Annotated in this window: 15 protein-coding genes; 8 read left to right on the forward strand and 7 right to left on the reverse strand. The window is 66.2% G+C overall.

Annotation, left to right across the window (positions count from 1 at the left end; translation table 11 throughout):
* Positions 1-105 precede the first annotated feature (105 nt).
* From VFA60_12115 to VFA60_12135, 5 genes are all read right to left on the reverse strand, one after another.
* Positions 106-855 carry a DUF3108 domain-containing protein gene (locus VFA60_12115; GenBank protein HZQ92532.1) on the reverse strand — a complete coding sequence of 250 codons (750 nt, stop codon included), beginning with the start codon at positions 853-855 and terminating at the stop codon, positions 106-108.
* Between the two features lie 109 nt (positions 856-964).
* Positions 965-1,630, reverse strand: coding sequence for an isoprenylcysteine carboxylmethyltransferase family protein (locus VFA60_12120; GenBank protein HZQ92533.1), 666 nt, complete (start codon positions 1,628-1,630; stop codon positions 965-967).
* On the reverse strand, positions 1,627-2,814 hold the full coding sequence (locus VFA60_12125) for a glycosyltransferase family 9 protein (protein HZQ92534.1): 1,188 nt from the start codon (positions 2,812-2,814) through the stop codon (positions 1,627-1,629). Before VFA60_12125 ends, VFA60_12120 begins: the two co-directional genes overlap by 4 nt.
* The gene (locus tag VFA60_12130; GenBank protein HZQ92535.1) at positions 2,814-3,317 is read right to left on the reverse strand and encodes an adenylyltransferase/cytidyltransferase family protein; all 504 of its coding nucleotides are present in this window, start codon (positions 3,315-3,317) and stop codon (positions 2,814-2,816) included. Before VFA60_12130 ends, VFA60_12125 begins: the two co-directional genes overlap by 1 nt.
* 10 nt (positions 3,318-3,327) lie before the next feature.
* Positions 3,328-4,440 carry a PfkB family carbohydrate kinase gene (locus VFA60_12135; protein HZQ92536.1) on the reverse strand — a complete coding sequence of 371 codons (1,113 nt, stop codon included), beginning with the start codon at positions 4,438-4,440 and terminating at the stop codon, positions 3,328-3,330.
* A gap of 148 nt (positions 4,441-4,588) precedes the next feature.
* Here VFA60_12135 and rplU point away from each other — a divergent pair, with 148 nt between their 5' ends.
* The 8 genes from rplU to VFA60_12175 all read left to right on the forward strand — a co-directional run bounded on the left by rplU (position 4,589) and on the right by VFA60_12175 (position 12,456).
* On the forward strand, positions 4,589-5,065 hold the full coding sequence (gene rplU, locus VFA60_12140; GenBank protein HZQ92537.1) for a 50S ribosomal protein L21: 477 nt from the start codon (positions 4,589-4,591) through the stop codon (positions 5,063-5,065).
* 83 nt (positions 5,066-5,148) lie between these two features.
* Positions 5,149-5,409 (forward strand): 50S ribosomal protein L27, encoded by a 261-nt coding sequence (rpmA, locus tag VFA60_12145; protein ID HZQ92538.1) that lies wholly within the window; start codon positions 5,149-5,151, stop codon positions 5,407-5,409.
* Between the two features lie 218 nt (positions 5,410-5,627).
* A complete protein-coding gene (gene obgE / locus VFA60_12150) occupies positions 5,628-6,755 on the forward strand; it encodes a GTPase ObgE (GenBank protein HZQ92539.1) in 1,128 nt (375 codons plus the stop codon).
* 65 nt (positions 6,756-6,820) lie between these two features.
* Complete coding sequence (locus VFA60_12155) at positions 6,821-7,582, forward strand: nicotinate-nicotinamide nucleotide adenylyltransferase (GenBank protein HZQ92540.1); 762 nt, start codon at positions 6,821-6,823, stop codon at positions 7,580-7,582.
* Between the two features lie 173 nt (positions 7,583-7,755).
* Positions 7,756-8,301 (forward strand): ribosome silencing factor, encoded by a 546-nt coding sequence (gene rsfS / locus VFA60_12160; protein ID HZQ92541.1) that lies wholly within the window; start codon positions 7,756-7,758, stop codon positions 8,299-8,301.
* A 110-nt stretch (positions 8,302-8,411) separates the two neighbouring features.
* Entirely contained in the window at positions 8,412-9,263 is an 852-nt protein-coding gene (locus VFA60_12165) for a sigma 54-interacting transcriptional regulator (GenBank protein ID HZQ92542.1), read from the forward strand.
* Between the two features lie 173 nt (positions 9,264-9,436).
* Complete coding sequence (locus VFA60_12170; protein HZQ92543.1) at positions 9,437-11,503, forward strand: PAS domain S-box protein; 2,067 nt, start codon at positions 9,437-9,439, stop codon at positions 11,501-11,503.
* 521 nt (positions 11,504-12,024) lie between these two features.
* A complete protein-coding gene (locus VFA60_12175) occupies positions 12,025-12,456 on the forward strand; it encodes a 23S rRNA (pseudouridine(1915)-N(3))-methyltransferase RlmH (GenBank protein HZQ92544.1) in 432 nt (143 codons plus the stop codon).
* 75 nt (positions 12,457-12,531) lie between these two features.
* On the opposite strand, the gene VFA60_12180 is transcribed toward VFA60_12175, so the two are convergent.
* Together VFA60_12180 and VFA60_12185 are read right to left on the reverse strand one after the other, a co-directional pair.
* Positions 12,532-12,756: a DUF2905 domain-containing protein gene (locus tag VFA60_12180; protein HZQ92545.1), complete on the reverse strand. Its 225-nt coding sequence runs from the start codon at positions 12,754-12,756 to the stop codon at positions 12,532-12,534.
* A gap of 232 nt (positions 12,757-12,988) precedes the next feature.
* Positions 12,989-15,124, reverse strand: a complete 2,136-nt coding sequence (locus tag VFA60_12185) for an ATPase, T2SS/T4P/T4SS family (protein HZQ92546.1) — start codon at positions 15,122-15,124, stop codon at positions 12,989-12,991.
* Between the last annotated feature and the right edge of the window lie 82 nt (positions 15,125-15,206).

Genomic DNA, 15,206 nt, shown 5'->3' on the forward strand with positions numbered 1-15,206 from the left:
CTGGCTTCTCGCTGGCTGCTGGTAAGAAACATTTTCCGGAGAAACATGGCGAATCCAGTGTGCAGGGCGCTGTTGTCCGATTCGCTTTTTGCCGGCAGCCGGCAGCTATTTCTCCACCCGCAGCAGCTTGAACGTCAGCGTCCCCCAGAACAGCCGTGCCCGCATCTGCACCGGAATGCGCTGAGCATCGTCGGTGAACCACACCCATACGCGCCCGCGTTCTTTCAGCACGCCCTTGTTCGCCTCCGGCTCGGTCTTCACCGCGCGGAACGTCCCCGCTTGCGTCTTCACCTGCTCACGGCCCTGCACGTGCAGCTTTACGTCGACCGTGTCGCTGCCGTCGGCCAGCGGAAACACGTAAGTAGCGCCGTCCGCCAGCGGTAACGAACCGGCATACAGCAATGCCGAAATCACATCCGTCACGCACGCCGGGATGTCGTGTTCTGCCTGCTTGCGCTCGTTGGAGCGCAGGTTCGTCTCTGCCAGTTCGGCCTTGCCGCGCGCGGCATTGAAGCGGATCGCGGTATCGCGCTTCCGCAGTCCTTCTTCGGTGTGCTTCAGGATGCGCGACGAGCAGAAGGTCCGCGGATCGAAGTAGGAATCGAAGCGGTCGTGCACCTTGTAGAGCAGCGAGACGAATCCCGCCGAGTCGGCTTCGACGTGGACATGCTGCTCGCCGGCGAGGTTCTCCATTTTGATCGTGGCCGTGCCCGCGTTCCACAGCCGCCACTCGACCTCGTACACATACGTCGTGTTGTTGGGAAACTGGAACCCGGAGGGCGGCGGCTGGATGCTGCCGGTGATCGCCGCCTGCGGCGGCGATTGCCCAGGCAGAAGCGTCGCGGCGCAAAGCAAAGCGCAGCCGGCGAACACCCCGGTGACGCTGAACTTCAGAAGTTCACCTTCGACTCTCGCAATCCCCTGCGCCCTCCGCGTGCCCCTGCGTCCTCTGCGTTGAAGAGCCTCATCGTATCCAGATCATCTTCGCCGCCAGCGCGGCCAGCATCGCCGCCGCGCCGATGAGCGCATTGTACTCGCGATGTTTCACGTACAGTTCGCGCGAAAAGCCGCCACCGGCGCCGATTTCCGGGTGCCCCATGTTCGGGCCGCCCTCATGGTGCCCCACGTTCGCGCCGCGATTTTCGGCGCTCACGCGGGGCGCTGATGCCCGCAGCCGCGGCAGCAGCCTGGGGACCCTGCGCGCGTAGTCGTCGAACTCGGCAAACTGCGACCGCAGAAATTCCTCTTCGCCCAGAATCACCGGCCAGTAAATCGCCGCGAACATCACCGCCAGCAGACCGGCGATCCACCAGCTCCGCGCCGCGACCGCGAATCCCGCCGCGATGATGACCGAGCCCAGGTACAGCGGATTGCGCGTGTAGGCATACGGACCGCTGGTGGTCAGCTCGGCGTTCTTGCGCACGTGTCCGGAAGCCGCCGCGCGCAGCGCCAGGCCCGCAACGGCGATGGCCGCGCCGATCGCCAGCGACACGGCCGAAGGCTGCGCCAGCCAGAAGTACACGACCGCGAAAGCAAATCCCAGCGGCACGCGGATGCGCCGCGCGATCCGCCGCCACGCGCCCGGTTGCGGCTGCGCGCCGGCGCTCGACGAAGCCGTGTTCGCGCTCACCGCCGCTCCATCCTCGCGCTCGCCAGCAACTGCCGCGCCGCCGCGATCACATCTTCGGCCTGGATCTGCAGCATCCCCAGCTCCGGATCGGCTCGCCGCGCGTGCGACGTCACGCTCTCCGGACTCCGCAGCACGATGCTCGCCGAGCCATACGGCCCGTTGCGCGCCGGATCGGTCGGTCCGTAGATGCCCACCACGGGGACTCCGAGCGCCGCCGCCAGGTGCGTCGGGCCGGTGTCGCCTCCCACGCAGAGCCGCGCGCGCCGCGTGAGCGCGATCAGTTGGCCGATGCCGCACGCCAGCGTCTGCGCCGCGCCCCCGCTCTGCTCCGCCACGGCCGCGGCCAGCGCCTCCTCGCCCGGCCCGTGATTCACCAGCGACGTGAGCCCGTGCATGCGTAGCGCCCGCGCCACGGCGGCAAAGCGCTCCGCCGGCCAGCACTTGGCTCCCCAGCCCGCCCCGGGATTCATCAACACAAAACTGCCCACGCCGCGCCGCGCCAGTTCGTCGCTGGCCCAGGCATCCTGCCGCGCATCGCGCGGCAATTCGAATCCGTGTTCCCGGGGGAGAACGTTCCCGCTTCCGGAAGCATTCACAGCCCTGGCCGATTCGATGGCCAGCGACGCGTTCTGCGCCACCACGTGCGTTCCCGACCACTCGAACCGCCGCGTGTAGAACAGGCTCGCCGGCGTTTCGATGGCCCGCGAAAACCCAAAGCGTTGCGGCGCGCCGGAGAGCATGGCCGCCGCCGCCGAGCGGATCGCGCTCTGGAAATCGATTGCCAGGTCGTAGTGCTCGCCGCGCACCTGCCGCAACACCGCCCGCAGGCGGTCGCGCGTGTCGGCCGCGAGCAGCGACTTCCGCCACGCCGCCGTGTCCACCACGTGCACCGCTTCGACCAGCGGCTTCTCGGGACGCACTGCGCTGGCCCCGTAAAACTCGCCCCGGCTCACCAGCAGCTCAGCCCACCGGGCTTCAATTACCCAGCCCAGGGACGCGCCCGGGAAAAGGCGCCGCAGCAGCGAAATCGCCGGCAGCGTGTGGATGATGTCGCCCATCGAGCCCAGGCGAACGATGAGGATGCGCTGGATGCGCTTCCCGCTTGCGCTGGCGCACTCCCCGCCGCGCGCGATGTGCGCCTCCGCGCCGGACTCCTGCTCGAGAAACGGCGCCGCGGGCTGCATTATTTGCGCCTGCTCGCGGCCGCGCCGGAGTTCTTGAGTTTGCGGATCATTTCGCTCGTGGAATGGTCCTTGGGATCGCCGACGATCACGACTTGACCGCCGTTCGCGATCACGTCGTCGCGTTCGGGCACGCTCTCGGCCGTGTAGTCGGTCCCCTTGGCGTGAAAATCCGGGCGGAGTTCCGAGATCAGCGCGCGCACATCCGGCTCCGAAAAAATCACCACCGCGTCAACCGCGCTCAGCGCCGCAACAATTTCGGCGCGCTCCTCGGCCGGCATCAGTGGACGCCCCTCGCCCTTGAGCGCGCGCACGCTGGCGTCGTCGTTCACCGCGACCACGAGCTTGCCGCCCAGCCTGGCCGCCGCTTTTAGATAGCGCACATGCCCCACGTGCGGCAGGTCAAAGTTGCCGTTGGCCAAGGTAATGCGCTGCCCCTGGCGCCGCCACTCCTGCACCCGCCGCCGTATGCCGGCGCGGTCGTAGAGTTTTTCGTTTTGTTTCATTCAGCGAGGATCAGGCAGACGCCGCGATCGCGCGCAGCAGTTCATCGCGGCCCACCGTGGCCGTGCCGCGCTTCATCACCACGATGCCGCCGGCGATGTTGGCCAGCCGCGCTGCCGCTTCGGCGTCGGCGCCCGCCGCCAATGCGGCGGTGAACGTAGCAATCACCGTGTCGCCCGCGCCGGTCACGTCCGCCGCTTCCTCCGGCCCGTGGATCGGGATCGCCACCGGCGGTTTGCGTCGCGCAAAGGCCACCATGCCGTCGCGCCCGCGCGTGATCACCAGCGACTCCAGCCGCATGCGGTCCAGGATCGTCTTTGCCGCCGCCGCCAGCCGCTCGCCGTGATTGTTGATGCGGACCCGCAGCGCTTCTTCCACCTCGGGCTCGTTCGGCGTCGCCGCCGTAATGCCGCTGTACGCCATCAGGCGATAGCGCGAATCGAGCGTCACCGGAATTCCGTTCAGGCTCTCGCGCACCGCGTTCCACACGTCGGGCGACGCCGCGCCGTACCCGTAATCGGAGATCAGGAACGCATCGCTCGCCGCCGCATACTTGCGCGCGCTGATCGCCAGCTCCTTGAGCGCGTGCCCGTCGGGCGCCGACTCCGGTTCGCGGTCCACCCGCACCACCTGCTGGCGGCTGGTGTGCGGGTGGCCGGCAAGGATTCGCGTCTTCGTTACCGTGTCGTACCCGCGCAGCTTCAAAATGCCGGCCAGCGGTATGCGCTTCTGCCGGAAGCGTTGCAGCAGCATCCGCCCGGGCTCGTCGTCGCCCACGATGCCCACCGGCAGCACATTCACGCCGAGTTCGGCCAGGTTCGCAATCGCGTTCGCCCCGCCTCCCGGCGCCACCGACCGGTCCCGGTGCTTCAGGATCAGCACCGGCGCCTCGCGCGACACCCGGGCAATCTCGCCGAAGACAAACTCGTCGGCCACCAGGTCGGCCAGGACGGTCACCGTCAGCCGCGGAAACACGTCAACAATGGCGGCCAGGTGCTCGCGCAGCGACTTTGGACGCGCCGCCGGGGAGTGCTTGACGCGTCGCGGCTTGCTTTTCCCCGCCATTTCTCTGTGTCCCTGTGCCTCGGTGGTGGATGTTTCGGCGTCCGGCCTAGATTGTCTCACGGGGGCGGAAAGTTTGACGCTCTGCCGCTTATCACGCTAAAATCGTTGAGTTTGCCTGTCCTTCTGGCTCCATCCGGGAGCCTGGGAACCCCGGCAGCCTGCCTGGCGGGCCGGTGCGGTGCAAGCGTAAATTTCTGGAGGCAGCTCTATGTACGCGGTCATCCGCGCCGGTGGAAAACAGTATCGCGTCGCGCCCGGGGACGTGATCCGAATCGAGAAGACCCCGGCCTCTGACGGCCAGGTCGAGTTCGCCGACGTCCTCGCCGTCTCCTCCAGCGACGGCCAGATCGGCCGCCCCGAGTCGGGCGCGCGCGTGGTCGGCAGCGTGGTCGAGGAAGGCCGCGGCGACAAGGTCCTGGTCTTCCACTACAAGCGCAAGAAGCAGTACAAGAAGCTCGCCGGACACCGGCAGCGCTTCACCGCCGTCCGCATCACCGAGATCGCCTTCGACGGCCAGAAGTTCACCGCGCCCGCACTCGAGCCCAGGCCGGTGAAGCAGCCCAGGCCGAAGCCGGCCGCTGAGGCCGCCGCCCCGGCTGCTGCCAAACCGAAGGCGGAAGCTAAGAAGGCCGCGCCCAAGGCCGCCAAATCGGCCAGGAAGGCCGCGCCGAAAAAGAAGAAGTAAGAAGTTTGCAGAGACGTAGCTCGCTGCGTCTCACGATTTTGCGGTTCTCTGCGAACTGAGGACCGGGAACTGAGAACTGATTCATGGCACACAAAAAAGGACTAGGCAGCTCACGCAACGGCCGCGACTCGAACGCGCAGCGGCTGGGCGTCAAGGTCTTCGGCGGGCAGTTCGTGCCCGGCGGCTCCATCATCGTGCGCCAGCGCGGCACCCGCATCAAGCCGGGCCTCAACGTGGGCCGCGGCAAAGACGACACCCTGTTCGCCAAAATCACCGGCACGGTGAAGTTCGTGGACAAGGGCTCGATGGGCAAGTTCGTCCTGGTCGAACCGGCGAAGAACTAAGTTCGCCACGGATTCCCACGGATGAACTCAGATTCCAGGAGAAGGGGCCGGCGCGCCCCTTCTTTGCTTTTCCCGGCTGTCCGCTGCAACTTTCGTACAGAATTGTGGCGCAACGACCGATTACGCGACCTGGTGACGGCGGAACGGGCATGTCTTACCTGTTCGAATGACCACTGGTCCGTGCTCATCCGTGTGAATCGGTGGCAAAGAAGTTTTAGATGTTCATCGACGAAGCAAAAATCAGGGTCTACGCCGGCGGCGGCGGCAACGGCTGCGTCGCCTTCCGCCGTGAGAAATTTGTCCCGCGCGGCGGGCCCTCGGGCGGCGACGGCGGACGCGGCGGCGACATCCTGATGGAATCCAGCGAGAGCCACAACACGCTGGTGCACTTCCGCTTCAATCCCGAGTACAAGGCCGAGCGCGGACGCCACGGCGAAGGCTCGCAGCGCACCGGCCGCGAAGGTCAGGACGTGGTGCTCAAAGTGCCCGTCGGCACCATCGTTTACGACGAAGACACCGGCGAGCGCGTGCACGACTTCTCCCGGCCCGGCGAGCGCATCGTCGTCGCCCGCGGCGGACGCGGCGGACGCGGCAACGCCCGCTTCGCCACCTCCACCCACCAGGCGCCCCGCGAGCACGAACTCGGACGCCCCGGCCAGCAGCGCCATCTGCGCCTCGAACTCAAGCTGCTCGCCGACGTCGGCCTCGTCGGCTACCCCAACGTCGGCAAGTCCACGCTCATCTCGCGCATCTCCGCCGCCCGCCCCAAAATTGCCGACTACCCGTTCACCACGCTCGAGCCCATTCTCGGCGTGGTCTCGCTCGGCACGCCCGGCGACCCCGGCCATCGCAGCTTCGTCGTCGCCGACATTCCCGGCCTGATCGAAGGCGCGCACACCGGGGCCGGCCTGGGCACGCAGTTCCTCCGCCACATCGAGCGCACCCGCCTGCTGGTCCATCTGGTGGACGTGAGCGACTCCAGCGGCCGCCCCGACCCGGTCCAGGACTACAAGGTCATCATGAACGAGCTGGCCAGCTTCGGCGCCCACCTGGAAGACAAGCCCGTCATCCTGGTGGCCTCCAAGATTGACGCCGCCCAGGCGCCCGGGCCCGGCGCAACGACCTCGGCCGCCGCTAAACACGCAAACGCCTCTTCGAAGCGTGGTTCGAAAAAGTCGTCGAGCGGCTCAGCCGGGGGAAAAGGGCCTCCAAAACTGGAACAGCTCCGCAAGTTCGCCAAGCGCCACCGCCTCGAGTTCCACGCCATCTCCGCCGTCACCGGCGAAGGCATCGACGAGCTGAAATACTCCATGGCGCGACGCCTGGAAAAACTGCGGGCAGCGTGAACCACCGCCCTTGGTGTTCGCTGTGAACGGTAAACTGTGAACTGTAAACTTGGTTGGATCCACCGATGAACATCGCCCTGTTCGGCGGCACGTTCGACCCGATTCATCGCGGACATCTCGCCGTGGCGCGCGCCGCGCGCGAGCAGTTCGAGCTGGGAAAAGTGCTGTTCGTTCCAACCGGCGCGCCGCCGCACAAACAGCGCAACCTGGCGCCGTTCGAGCATCGCTACGCCATGGTGGCGCTGGCCACGCAGGGCGAGAAGGCGTTCGTCCCATCGCTGCTGGAAGCGCCGCAGCACGAGATGAACGACGTGGCGCCCGCGCGCTCCCCGGGACACGCGCCCTCGCACTCGCCGCGCCGCAAGGGCCATCACGATCACGCCGTAGCCGCCGGCAGCAGTTCCGCGGCGGCGTATTCCATCGACACGGTGCGCCGCCTCAAGCAGCAGCTCCGCAAGGCCGACAAGCTCTACTTCCTCATTGGCATCGACGCGTTTCTCGACATCGCCACCTGGCGCCGTCCCGAGGAACTATTGCGCGAGGTGGAGTTCATCATCGCCTCGCGCCCCGGCTCATCGCTGGCCGACGTGGCCGCAGCCCTCCCCGAATCGCTGCGCCCCAGCGCCGCCGCCCGCAAGCCGTTCCACAACCAGCCCGCGCAGGGATCCATCGTGCTCCCCGGCGCCACCCTGCACCTGCTCGACACCGTGCACGAAGACGTCTCCGCTACCGCCATCCGCGCCGCCGCCCAGGGCAAGCGTCCGCTGGAAAAGTACGTCGGCCCTGCCGTCGCCGGCTACATCAAAAAGCAGGGGCTTTACCTCTAGCACTGCCGAATTGCAGAAGTGCCGATTTGCCGAATTGACGGGCACTGCAAAGTGCTTCCAATTCGGCAATTCCGCAGTTCGGCAATTCCGCAATCAGGCGTCGCCGCTCGCAGCACGGCGGCGCAAACCAAGGTAAGATGTGTGCGAGGAGATACAAGGACCCCCCCGACCGAATGAATTCCCTCCGCCTTCCCCAGCCAGCCACCGACGCCCGCGCCGGCGTCCTCCAGGCCGTGCAGGCCTGCGAAGCCAAGAAAGCCGCCGACATCGCCCTTCTCGAGCTGGAAAAGGGCTCGAGCGCCTTTACCGACTATTTCGTTGTCTGCTCGGGCAGCAACCCCAGGCAGATTCAAGCCATCTCCGATGAGGTAGAGCAGCAACTCTCCTCGGCCGGGTTCCGCCCGACCCACGTGGAAGGCTACCGCCAGGCCGATTGGGTGCTGCTCGATTACGTGGACTTCGTGGTCCACATCTTTTCCGAGAGCGCTCGCAAGTTCTACGACCTGGAGCGGCTATGGAAATCGGCAAAACGGGTCAGCGCAGCCGACTTGGCGGCCCCGCCCATGATGGCGCGGCCAGCGCGCCGCGCCGCGCCTCAGCGTCGCGCGGCCGGCTCATCCGCTGGCCGGGCCGCGACGCGGAAGACGGCCAGCCGGAAACCTCGCCCGCAGTCGAGAACGAACTCCAGACAGGGCCGCAAGCCGAAGCGCCGCCGCTAGGACCCGGCGCCGCCCTTCCCGCCCTGTTTGCCCGCTACGTCGCCGCCGACCCGGTCTCCCTGCGCCTGCTCGATCATCTTCGGGAGATTCCGGAAAGCGCCGCCGTTCTGATCTGCGGTGAAAGCGGCGCCGGCAAGCAGACCATCGCCGCCCTCGTCCAATGCCTCAGCAGCCGCCGCCACCAGCCCCTGCTTCACCTGGACTGCGCCGCCCTGCCCGTCGAGGCCCTGGAAGTCGAACTCTTCGGCGCCATCACCCCCAGCCCCCTGCCTGCCCATGGCGCCGCCGCTGCGCCGGAACCCAGGCTGCGCCAGGGATGCCTGCAGATGGCCGGTGATGGCGCGGTCGTGCTGCACCAGATCGCGGCCCTGCCCATGCCGGCGCAGGCGCGCCTGGCGCGCGCGCTGGAAGAGCGCCAGTTTTCGCCCAACCGGTCGGAGCTCAAGGTGCCGCTGGCCGCGCGCCTCTTCGCGCTCACCTCGGCGGACCTGGAGCATGCGCTGGCGCGCCGCGCCTTCCGCGAGGACCTGTACTTCTCGCTCAACCCGCCCGGCCTGAGCGTCCCGCCGCTGCGCACCCGCCCGGGCGACATCGCCCCCCTGGCGCGCCACTTCGCCGCCCTGCTCACAGAAGTCCATCACCGCCCGCGCCTCCATATCGCGCCGGAAGCCCTGCTGGCGCTGGGCGCTTACAGCTTCCCCGGCAACGTGCGCGAGCTGCGCGACATCATGGAGCGCGCCGTGCTCCACGCCCAGGGCGCCTCCATCACGCCGCAGGACTTGCCCTCGCACCTCCGCTTCGCCTCACGCGAGGGCCGCAAGATGTCGCTGCAGGAGCTGGAGAGCGCCTACATTGCCGAGGTCCTCGAGTTCACCCACGGCCGCAAGACCATGGCGGCCGGCATCCTCGGCATCAGCCGCAAAACGCTGCTCGAAAAACGCAAACGCTACGGCCTCCGTTAGCCGCGCACTCGGCGCTTTTCCATGGCTGCTGCCCGGCAGCTCCCGTAGTACTACGGTTGTCGTTCTCTCCGCCCAAGGCATCCAAATATCCCGGCTGGCCGCCCATTTCCAGTGCAGTCAGGGCGCGGCCCGCCCCAGCTTAGCTGCTCACCACCAACGGCGTGAGGTCCCGCATGGACCCTTCACACAAGGGGCCCGATGACGGCATCGCCGGCACCGGCCCGCGCGAAAAGAACTTTCGAGCGCTTGTCGAAAACGCCCCCGAGGTCCTGGCCCTCCTTGGCCCCGCCGGAATCATTCTGTACGTCAGCCCTCATACCGAAAAAATACTGGGGCATCGTCCCGCGGACGTAAAAGGACGCAACATCTTCGAGTTCATTCACCCCGAAGACGCTCCCCGCGCCGCTCAGGAGTATTCCCATACGGTCCAGCACGCCGGCGAGCGCGTGCCGTCGGTGCTCAGGTTGCGCCACCGCGCCGGCGGATGGGTCCCGTTCGAGATCGTCGCCAACAATTGCCTGCACGACCCCAGGATTCGCGCCGTCATCTTTGTCGCCCGCGATCTCCGCTACCGCAAGGAGATTGTGGCCGCCATTCGCCGCTCCAACGCCGACGTGGAAGCCGAAGCCGCCAGGCGCACCACCGAGCTGGCCAGGATCAACGCCGAGCTTCGCATCGAGAACCAGGCCCGCCGCCAGGTCGAAGACCGCCTGCAGCAGACCGTCTCCGTGCTGAACGCAACCCTGGACTCCACCGCCGACGGCATCCTGGTCGTTTCCAACGAAGGCAAGGTGACCAGCTGCAACAGGAAGTTCATCGAGATGTGGCGCCTGGGTGGTGAAGCTTCCGTTGGCCGTGATGACGACGCCTTGCTGGCCGAAGTCCTCAACCAGTTGCAGAGCCCGAACGAATTTCTGCAACGGGTCCGTGAGCTCTATTCCGACCCGGCGGCCACCAGCTACGACGTGCTCCACTTCAAGGACGGCCGCATCTTCGAGCGCTATTCGCAGCCGCAGCGCATCAACGGCCGCATCACCGGCCGCGTGTGGAGCTTCCGCGACGTCACCCGCGCCCGCAACCTGGAACTCGACCTGCGCCAGTCGCAGAAGATGGAGGCCGTGGGCCGCCTCGCCGGCGGCATCGCGCATGACTTCAACAACGTCCTCATGCTCATCTCCGGTTACGTCAACCAGCTCAAGGAGAATCCTTCCTCCGAGGAACGCCAAGCCATCGCCGGCCAGATACTGGCGGCCACGCGCCGCGCCGCCTCCGTCACCAAGCAGCTGCTGGCATTCAGCCGCAAGCAGCCGGAAGCGCCCGCGGTGGCCGACCTGAACCTCATCGTCCTCAACATGGAGCGCATGCTCGAGCGCTTGCTCTCCGACCAGATCCAGCTCCAGGTTTCCGTCGCCCACGACCAGTTGCCCATCTTCGCCGATGTCTCCCAGGTCGAAATGATGATCATGAATCTGGCGGTCAATGCGCAGGACGCCATGCCCGAGGGCGGGCGGCTTTCCATCGCCACTTCCAGCTACGGGGCGCGCGTCGCCCAGGAAAGCGGCGAAACCACGCGCGACTACGCCGTTCTCGAGGTCAGCGACACCGGCTACGGCATGACGCCCGAGGTGCAGGCGCGCATCTTCGAGCCCTTCTTCACCACCAAGCAGCTCGGCCGCGGCACCGGCCTTGGTCTTTCCACCGTCCTCGGCATCGCCGAACGCGCCGGTGGGCGCGTGGAAGTGCACAGCGAGCTCAACCGCGGGACCACGTTCCGCGTCTTCCTGCCGCGGGTTCAGGCCGCCCCGGCCACCCCGTTCGCTTCTTCTTCGCTGGCGGCGCCCGGCGGCGGCAACGAAACCATTCTCCTGGCGGAAGACGAATCCGGAATCCGCGCCATGACGCGCGCCTACCTGGAGTCCCTCGGCTACAGTGTCCTCGAAGCCGCCGATGGATCGGAGGCCGTGGCGCGCTCCATCGAATACGGCGGGCCCATCCACCTGGTGCTCACCGACCTCCTCATGCCGGGCCTTCGCGGAGATGCCGTGGTGAAGGCCATCCGCGCCTATCGGCCGGGCATCAAGGCGCTCTACATGTCCGGCTACGCCGAGCCCGGCCTCGCGGAAACCGGCAACATCCTGTACAAGCCGTTCGACTTCCCTGAACTCGGCCGCCGCTTGCGCCTCGCCCTCGACGCCCGCCCCGCCGGCGACAGGCACGGCATGGACCCCGCCGCCGATTGAACCATGGAGACTCGGTCGCACCCGCCAAGGTGCCAACGGTCCGCGCTGCCTTCTCTGCGGCGCTGACCTGGAAGCGCGAAAAACCTGTCAAGCCCCCACAGCACCCCAATCTCGCCTAATCCACACAAATATCGCCAACTAAACTTTTCCCGCGCCTTCCCATTTCCCCAGCCCGCTCTGCTACCCTGAAAGCAGGCCCGCGCACACGCGCCGGTTTTCGCTCTTTGACAGGAACTCCTACGGGCTCAAGATTTTGCCTCCAACCCCTTTGAATCCGAAGATCTGGCGGGAATTTTCCGCCAACCCGCTGATTCCCAAAGACCACCCGGGGAGGGGGTGGGGTACCTTTACAATGCTCGCCATTGCGCGGACGCCCGGGGCCCAACGAAGCTGCTTCCTATTACTGGACCTGCATCAACCGGTCTGGTGGCCCGCGGCGTAAGCGCTGGGTTCCGGGCGATGAACGTAGCAAGCTCGCGAGGCGAGCGACACGGCAGCGTCGTCGTGGTATCCATTAGCGCGTGAAACTCAAGCTCGCCTGGATCGGCAAAACCAAAGAAGCGGCCATCGCCTCGCTGACCGCCGAATACCTGAAGCGGCTGGGCCGCTATGTCTCGACCGAAGGCATCGAGCTGAAAAGCGAAACCGCGCTCCGGGAGTTCGCGGCCAAGCAGCGCGCCACGCTCGTCCTGCTCGACGTCCGCGGCAAGCAGATGAGTTCGGAGGAATTGGCTGCGTTCTTCCGCGACCACCAGCAGCGCGGCACGCAAACACTGCTGTTCGCCATCGGGCCGGCCGGCGGCTTCACCGACGCCGCCCGGCGCGCCGCCGCCGTGCAGCTCTCGCTCGGCAAGATGACGCTGCCGCACGAATTGGCGCGCGTCGTCGTCGCGGAGCAGCTCTACCGGGCCTTCACCGTCCTCGCCGGGCATCCTTATCACCGGGGACACTAGGAAAGCCCACCGCAGAGGCGCGGAAAGCGCAGAGATCAGAAGCACGTGCCCCTGCGTCCTCTGCGGTGAAAAGTTTTACCTTCCCAAGCGCCCGATCAGGTAGAAGACGAGCGACAGCACCACGCTCAACAGCAGCGATGTGGCCAGCGGAAAGTAGAACGTGACGTTCTTGCCGCGGTAGACAATGTCGCCCGGCAAGCGGCCGATTGGCAGGTTGGTGCGGCCGGCCAGCATGAGCAGCAGGCCGACAAGCACGATCAGCGCTCCGAACATGACGAGCACTTTGCCCAGCGCAGGCATGGGTTGATTGTAGTCGCGAAGTGAACGGTGCGTTGGGGCCTGGACCGCGAGTGCTCGCCCGGGTTTCTCGGTTAATTCAGGGGTCCTTCGACTGCCCAGAAAAAGGCGGCCCATCCGCCTTCTTCTGTTTCTCTCAGCATGACAAAAGCAAACGCCCGGCCGGCGGTCGCCGGGCTCGATGTTCGAGTTTTTCGATTCGGCAATTCCGCAGTTCGGCAATTCGGCAGTCCAGCTACTCCGCCACGCTGACCACCTGCAGCACTTCCTCCACGCTGGTGTGGCCTTCGCGCAGCAGGATCGCCGCATAAGCCTTGAGGTCGAGCATGCCGGCCCTGAGCGCGGCCGCAGAAATTTCTTCCGTCGTGGCCCCGCGCGAGACCAGGTTGCGCAGCTCCTGGTTCATCTTCAGGACTTCGTAAATGCCGATGCGGCCCTTGAAGCCCGATCCGTTGCAAGCGTCGCAACCCTTCTTCTTGTAGAGCGTCACCTTCTCGCCCGGCTTGGTGCGCTTGATCCCCATGTACTCGATGGTGGCGTCGTCGGCTTCGTAGGGCTCTTTGCAGTGCTTGCACAGGCGCCGCGTCAGGCGCTGCGCCAGGACGCCGATGGTGGACGAGGAGATCAGGAACGGCTCCACGCCCATCTCGTGCAGCCGGGTAAACGCGCCCGAGGCGGAATTGGTGTGCAGCGTGGTGAACACCAGGTGCCCGGTGAGCGCGGCTTCCACCGAGATGTGCGCCGTTTCCTTGTCGCGCGTCTCGCCGACCAGGATCACGTCGGGGTCCTGGCGGAGAAAGGCGCGCAGAGCGCGCGCGAAGTCCAGGCCGATGTCCTTGTTCATCTGCACCTGCGTGATGCCCGCCAGGTCGTACTCGATCGGGTCCTCGGCGGTCGAGATGTTGATCGTGGGATCGTTGATCTCCGACAGCGCCGAGTACAACGTGGTCGTCTTGCCCGAGCCGGTCGGGCCGGTCACGTAGATGATGCCGTACGGCTGGTTGATGAACTCGCGCACCATCTTCAGCGTCTCCTGGTGCGAGATGAGCAGTTCGAGGCCCAGCGTGGTGTTCGACTTGTCGAGAATGCGCATACAAACTTTCTCGCCCCACTTGCCCGGAATGGTGGAGACGCGAAAGTCGATGGGCTTGCCTTCCATGTTGACGCTGATGCGTCCGTCCTGCGGCAGGCGCTTCTCGGAGATGTCGAGCTTGGCAATGATCTTCAGGCGCGAGATCAGGCCCATCTGCGCCTTCTTGGGCAGGGTCTGGATCACCTGGAGCAGGCCGTCCTGCCGGTAGCGGACCACCACCTCCGTCTCCATCGGCTCGATGTGAATGTCGCTCGCCCCGCGCTTGATCGCCAGGCCCAGGATGGAATTCGCGAGGCGGATGATGGGCGCGTCCTCCGACGCCGTCATCAGGTCCTGCTTGGTTTCGCTGCCGGGAGCGGCAGCGACGTCTTCCAGTTGCAGGTCGCGGATCAGGTCCGATTGCAGGATGTCGAGCATGCCGGTGGGTGCGGCGGCGGCGGGCGCGGCCGCTGCCGCCGTAACCGCCGTGGACACCGTCACCCCGGAAAGGCCCACGCCGGAAAGCGTCGGCGAGGCCGGAGAAGCCGCGGAGTTCGCCGCCTCGGCGGCCGCCTGCTCCTTCTTCATCAGTTCGTTGTAGGTCGAGCCCATGAACTTCTTGAAATCTTCTTCGCTGATCGCGACCGGCTCCACCATCACGCCCTTGATGATGCGCCGCACGTCGTCGAGCGCCATGAGATTGTTGGGATTGACCATGGCCAGCGTGAGCCGGTTGTTGATGAACGCCACCGGAATGATCTTGTGCTGGTTCATCATCGCGGCCGGGACCAGCGTGACCACGCGCGAATCAACCTGCAGCTTGGAAAGGTTGATGAACTCGATGCCTACCTGCTGGCTCGCCTTGGCCAGCCGTTCGGCAAGGATCGTAGTGAGCGCCACCCCAATCTTGGGATACTGAATCAGCAGCTCCTGGAAGTCCTTCTGCTCGAGGACAGCGCAACTGGTCGGCTGAATCGTCAGCACCGTCGCCGTGCGCGGCTTGCCGGTGAGCAACGACATTTCGCCGAAGTTCTGCCCCGGGCCCATTTCCGAAAGCAGGAAGTCGATGCCGGTGGAGCTGTCCTTCTTGCGCACCTCCACCTGGCCGGCCGTGATGAAGAACATGGAGCTGCCAGGCGCGCCCTCGCGCACGATCACCTGGTTGGGCGGAAATTCCCGGCGCTTCATGCGCTTCACGACCTCGGTGCACTCCTCGGTCGAAAGGCCGCTGAACAGCTGGATGCGCTGCAAAAAGTGCTGCGTTCCTTCGGATGCGGGCGCCGTGGCGGAACTGACCATTGCGTGGGTCTCCTGGTATCGGTGAAGAGGGGGAGAGCGGCCGGATTATATCCCGAAAGGCAGAGCAATCAGCACTCAGCGG

The sequence above is a fragment of the Terriglobales bacterium genome, from assembly GCA_035651995.1.
Taxonomy (GTDB): Bacteria; Acidobacteriota; Terriglobia; order Terriglobales; family Acidobacteriaceae; genus DASRER01.

What these genes read in the sequence shown, in the direction of transcription:
- VFA60_12125 (HZQ92534.1), bottom strand. Translation starts at nt 2,814, where the DNA reads ATGCAGCCCGCGGCGCCGTTTCTCGAGCAGGAGTCCGGCGCGGAGGCG.
- VFA60_12130 (HZQ92535.1), bottom strand. Translation starts at nt 3,317, where the DNA reads ATGAAACAAAACGAAAAACTCTACGACCGCGCCGGCATACGGCGGCGG.
- rplU (HZQ92537.1), top strand. Translation starts at nt 4,589, where the DNA reads ATGTACGCGGTCATCCGCGCCGGTGGAAAACAGTATCGCGTCGCGCCC.
- rpmA (HZQ92538.1), top strand. Translation starts at nt 5,149, where the DNA reads ATGGCACACAAAAAAGGACTAGGCAGCTCACGCAACGGCCGCGACTCG.
- obgE (HZQ92539.1), top strand. Translation starts at nt 5,628, where the DNA reads ATGTTCATCGACGAAGCAAAAATCAGGGTCTACGCCGGCGGCGGCGGC.
- VFA60_12155 (HZQ92540.1), top strand. Translation starts at nt 6,821, where the DNA reads ATGAACATCGCCCTGTTCGGCGGCACGTTCGACCCGATTCATCGCGGA.
- rsfS (HZQ92541.1), top strand. Translation starts at nt 7,756, where the DNA reads ATGAATTCCCTCCGCCTTCCCCAGCCAGCCACCGACGCCCGCGCCGGC.
- VFA60_12170 (HZQ92543.1), top strand. Translation starts at nt 9,437, where the DNA reads ATGGACCCTTCACACAAGGGGCCCGATGACGGCATCGCCGGCACCGGC.
- VFA60_12180 (HZQ92545.1), bottom strand. Translation starts at nt 12,756, where the DNA reads ATGCCTGCGCTGGGCAAAGTGCTCGTCATGTTCGGAGCGCTGATCGTG.
- VFA60_12185 (HZQ92546.1), bottom strand. Translation starts at nt 15,124, where the DNA reads ATGGTCAGTTCCGCCACGGCGCCCGCATCCGAAGGAACGCAGCACTTT.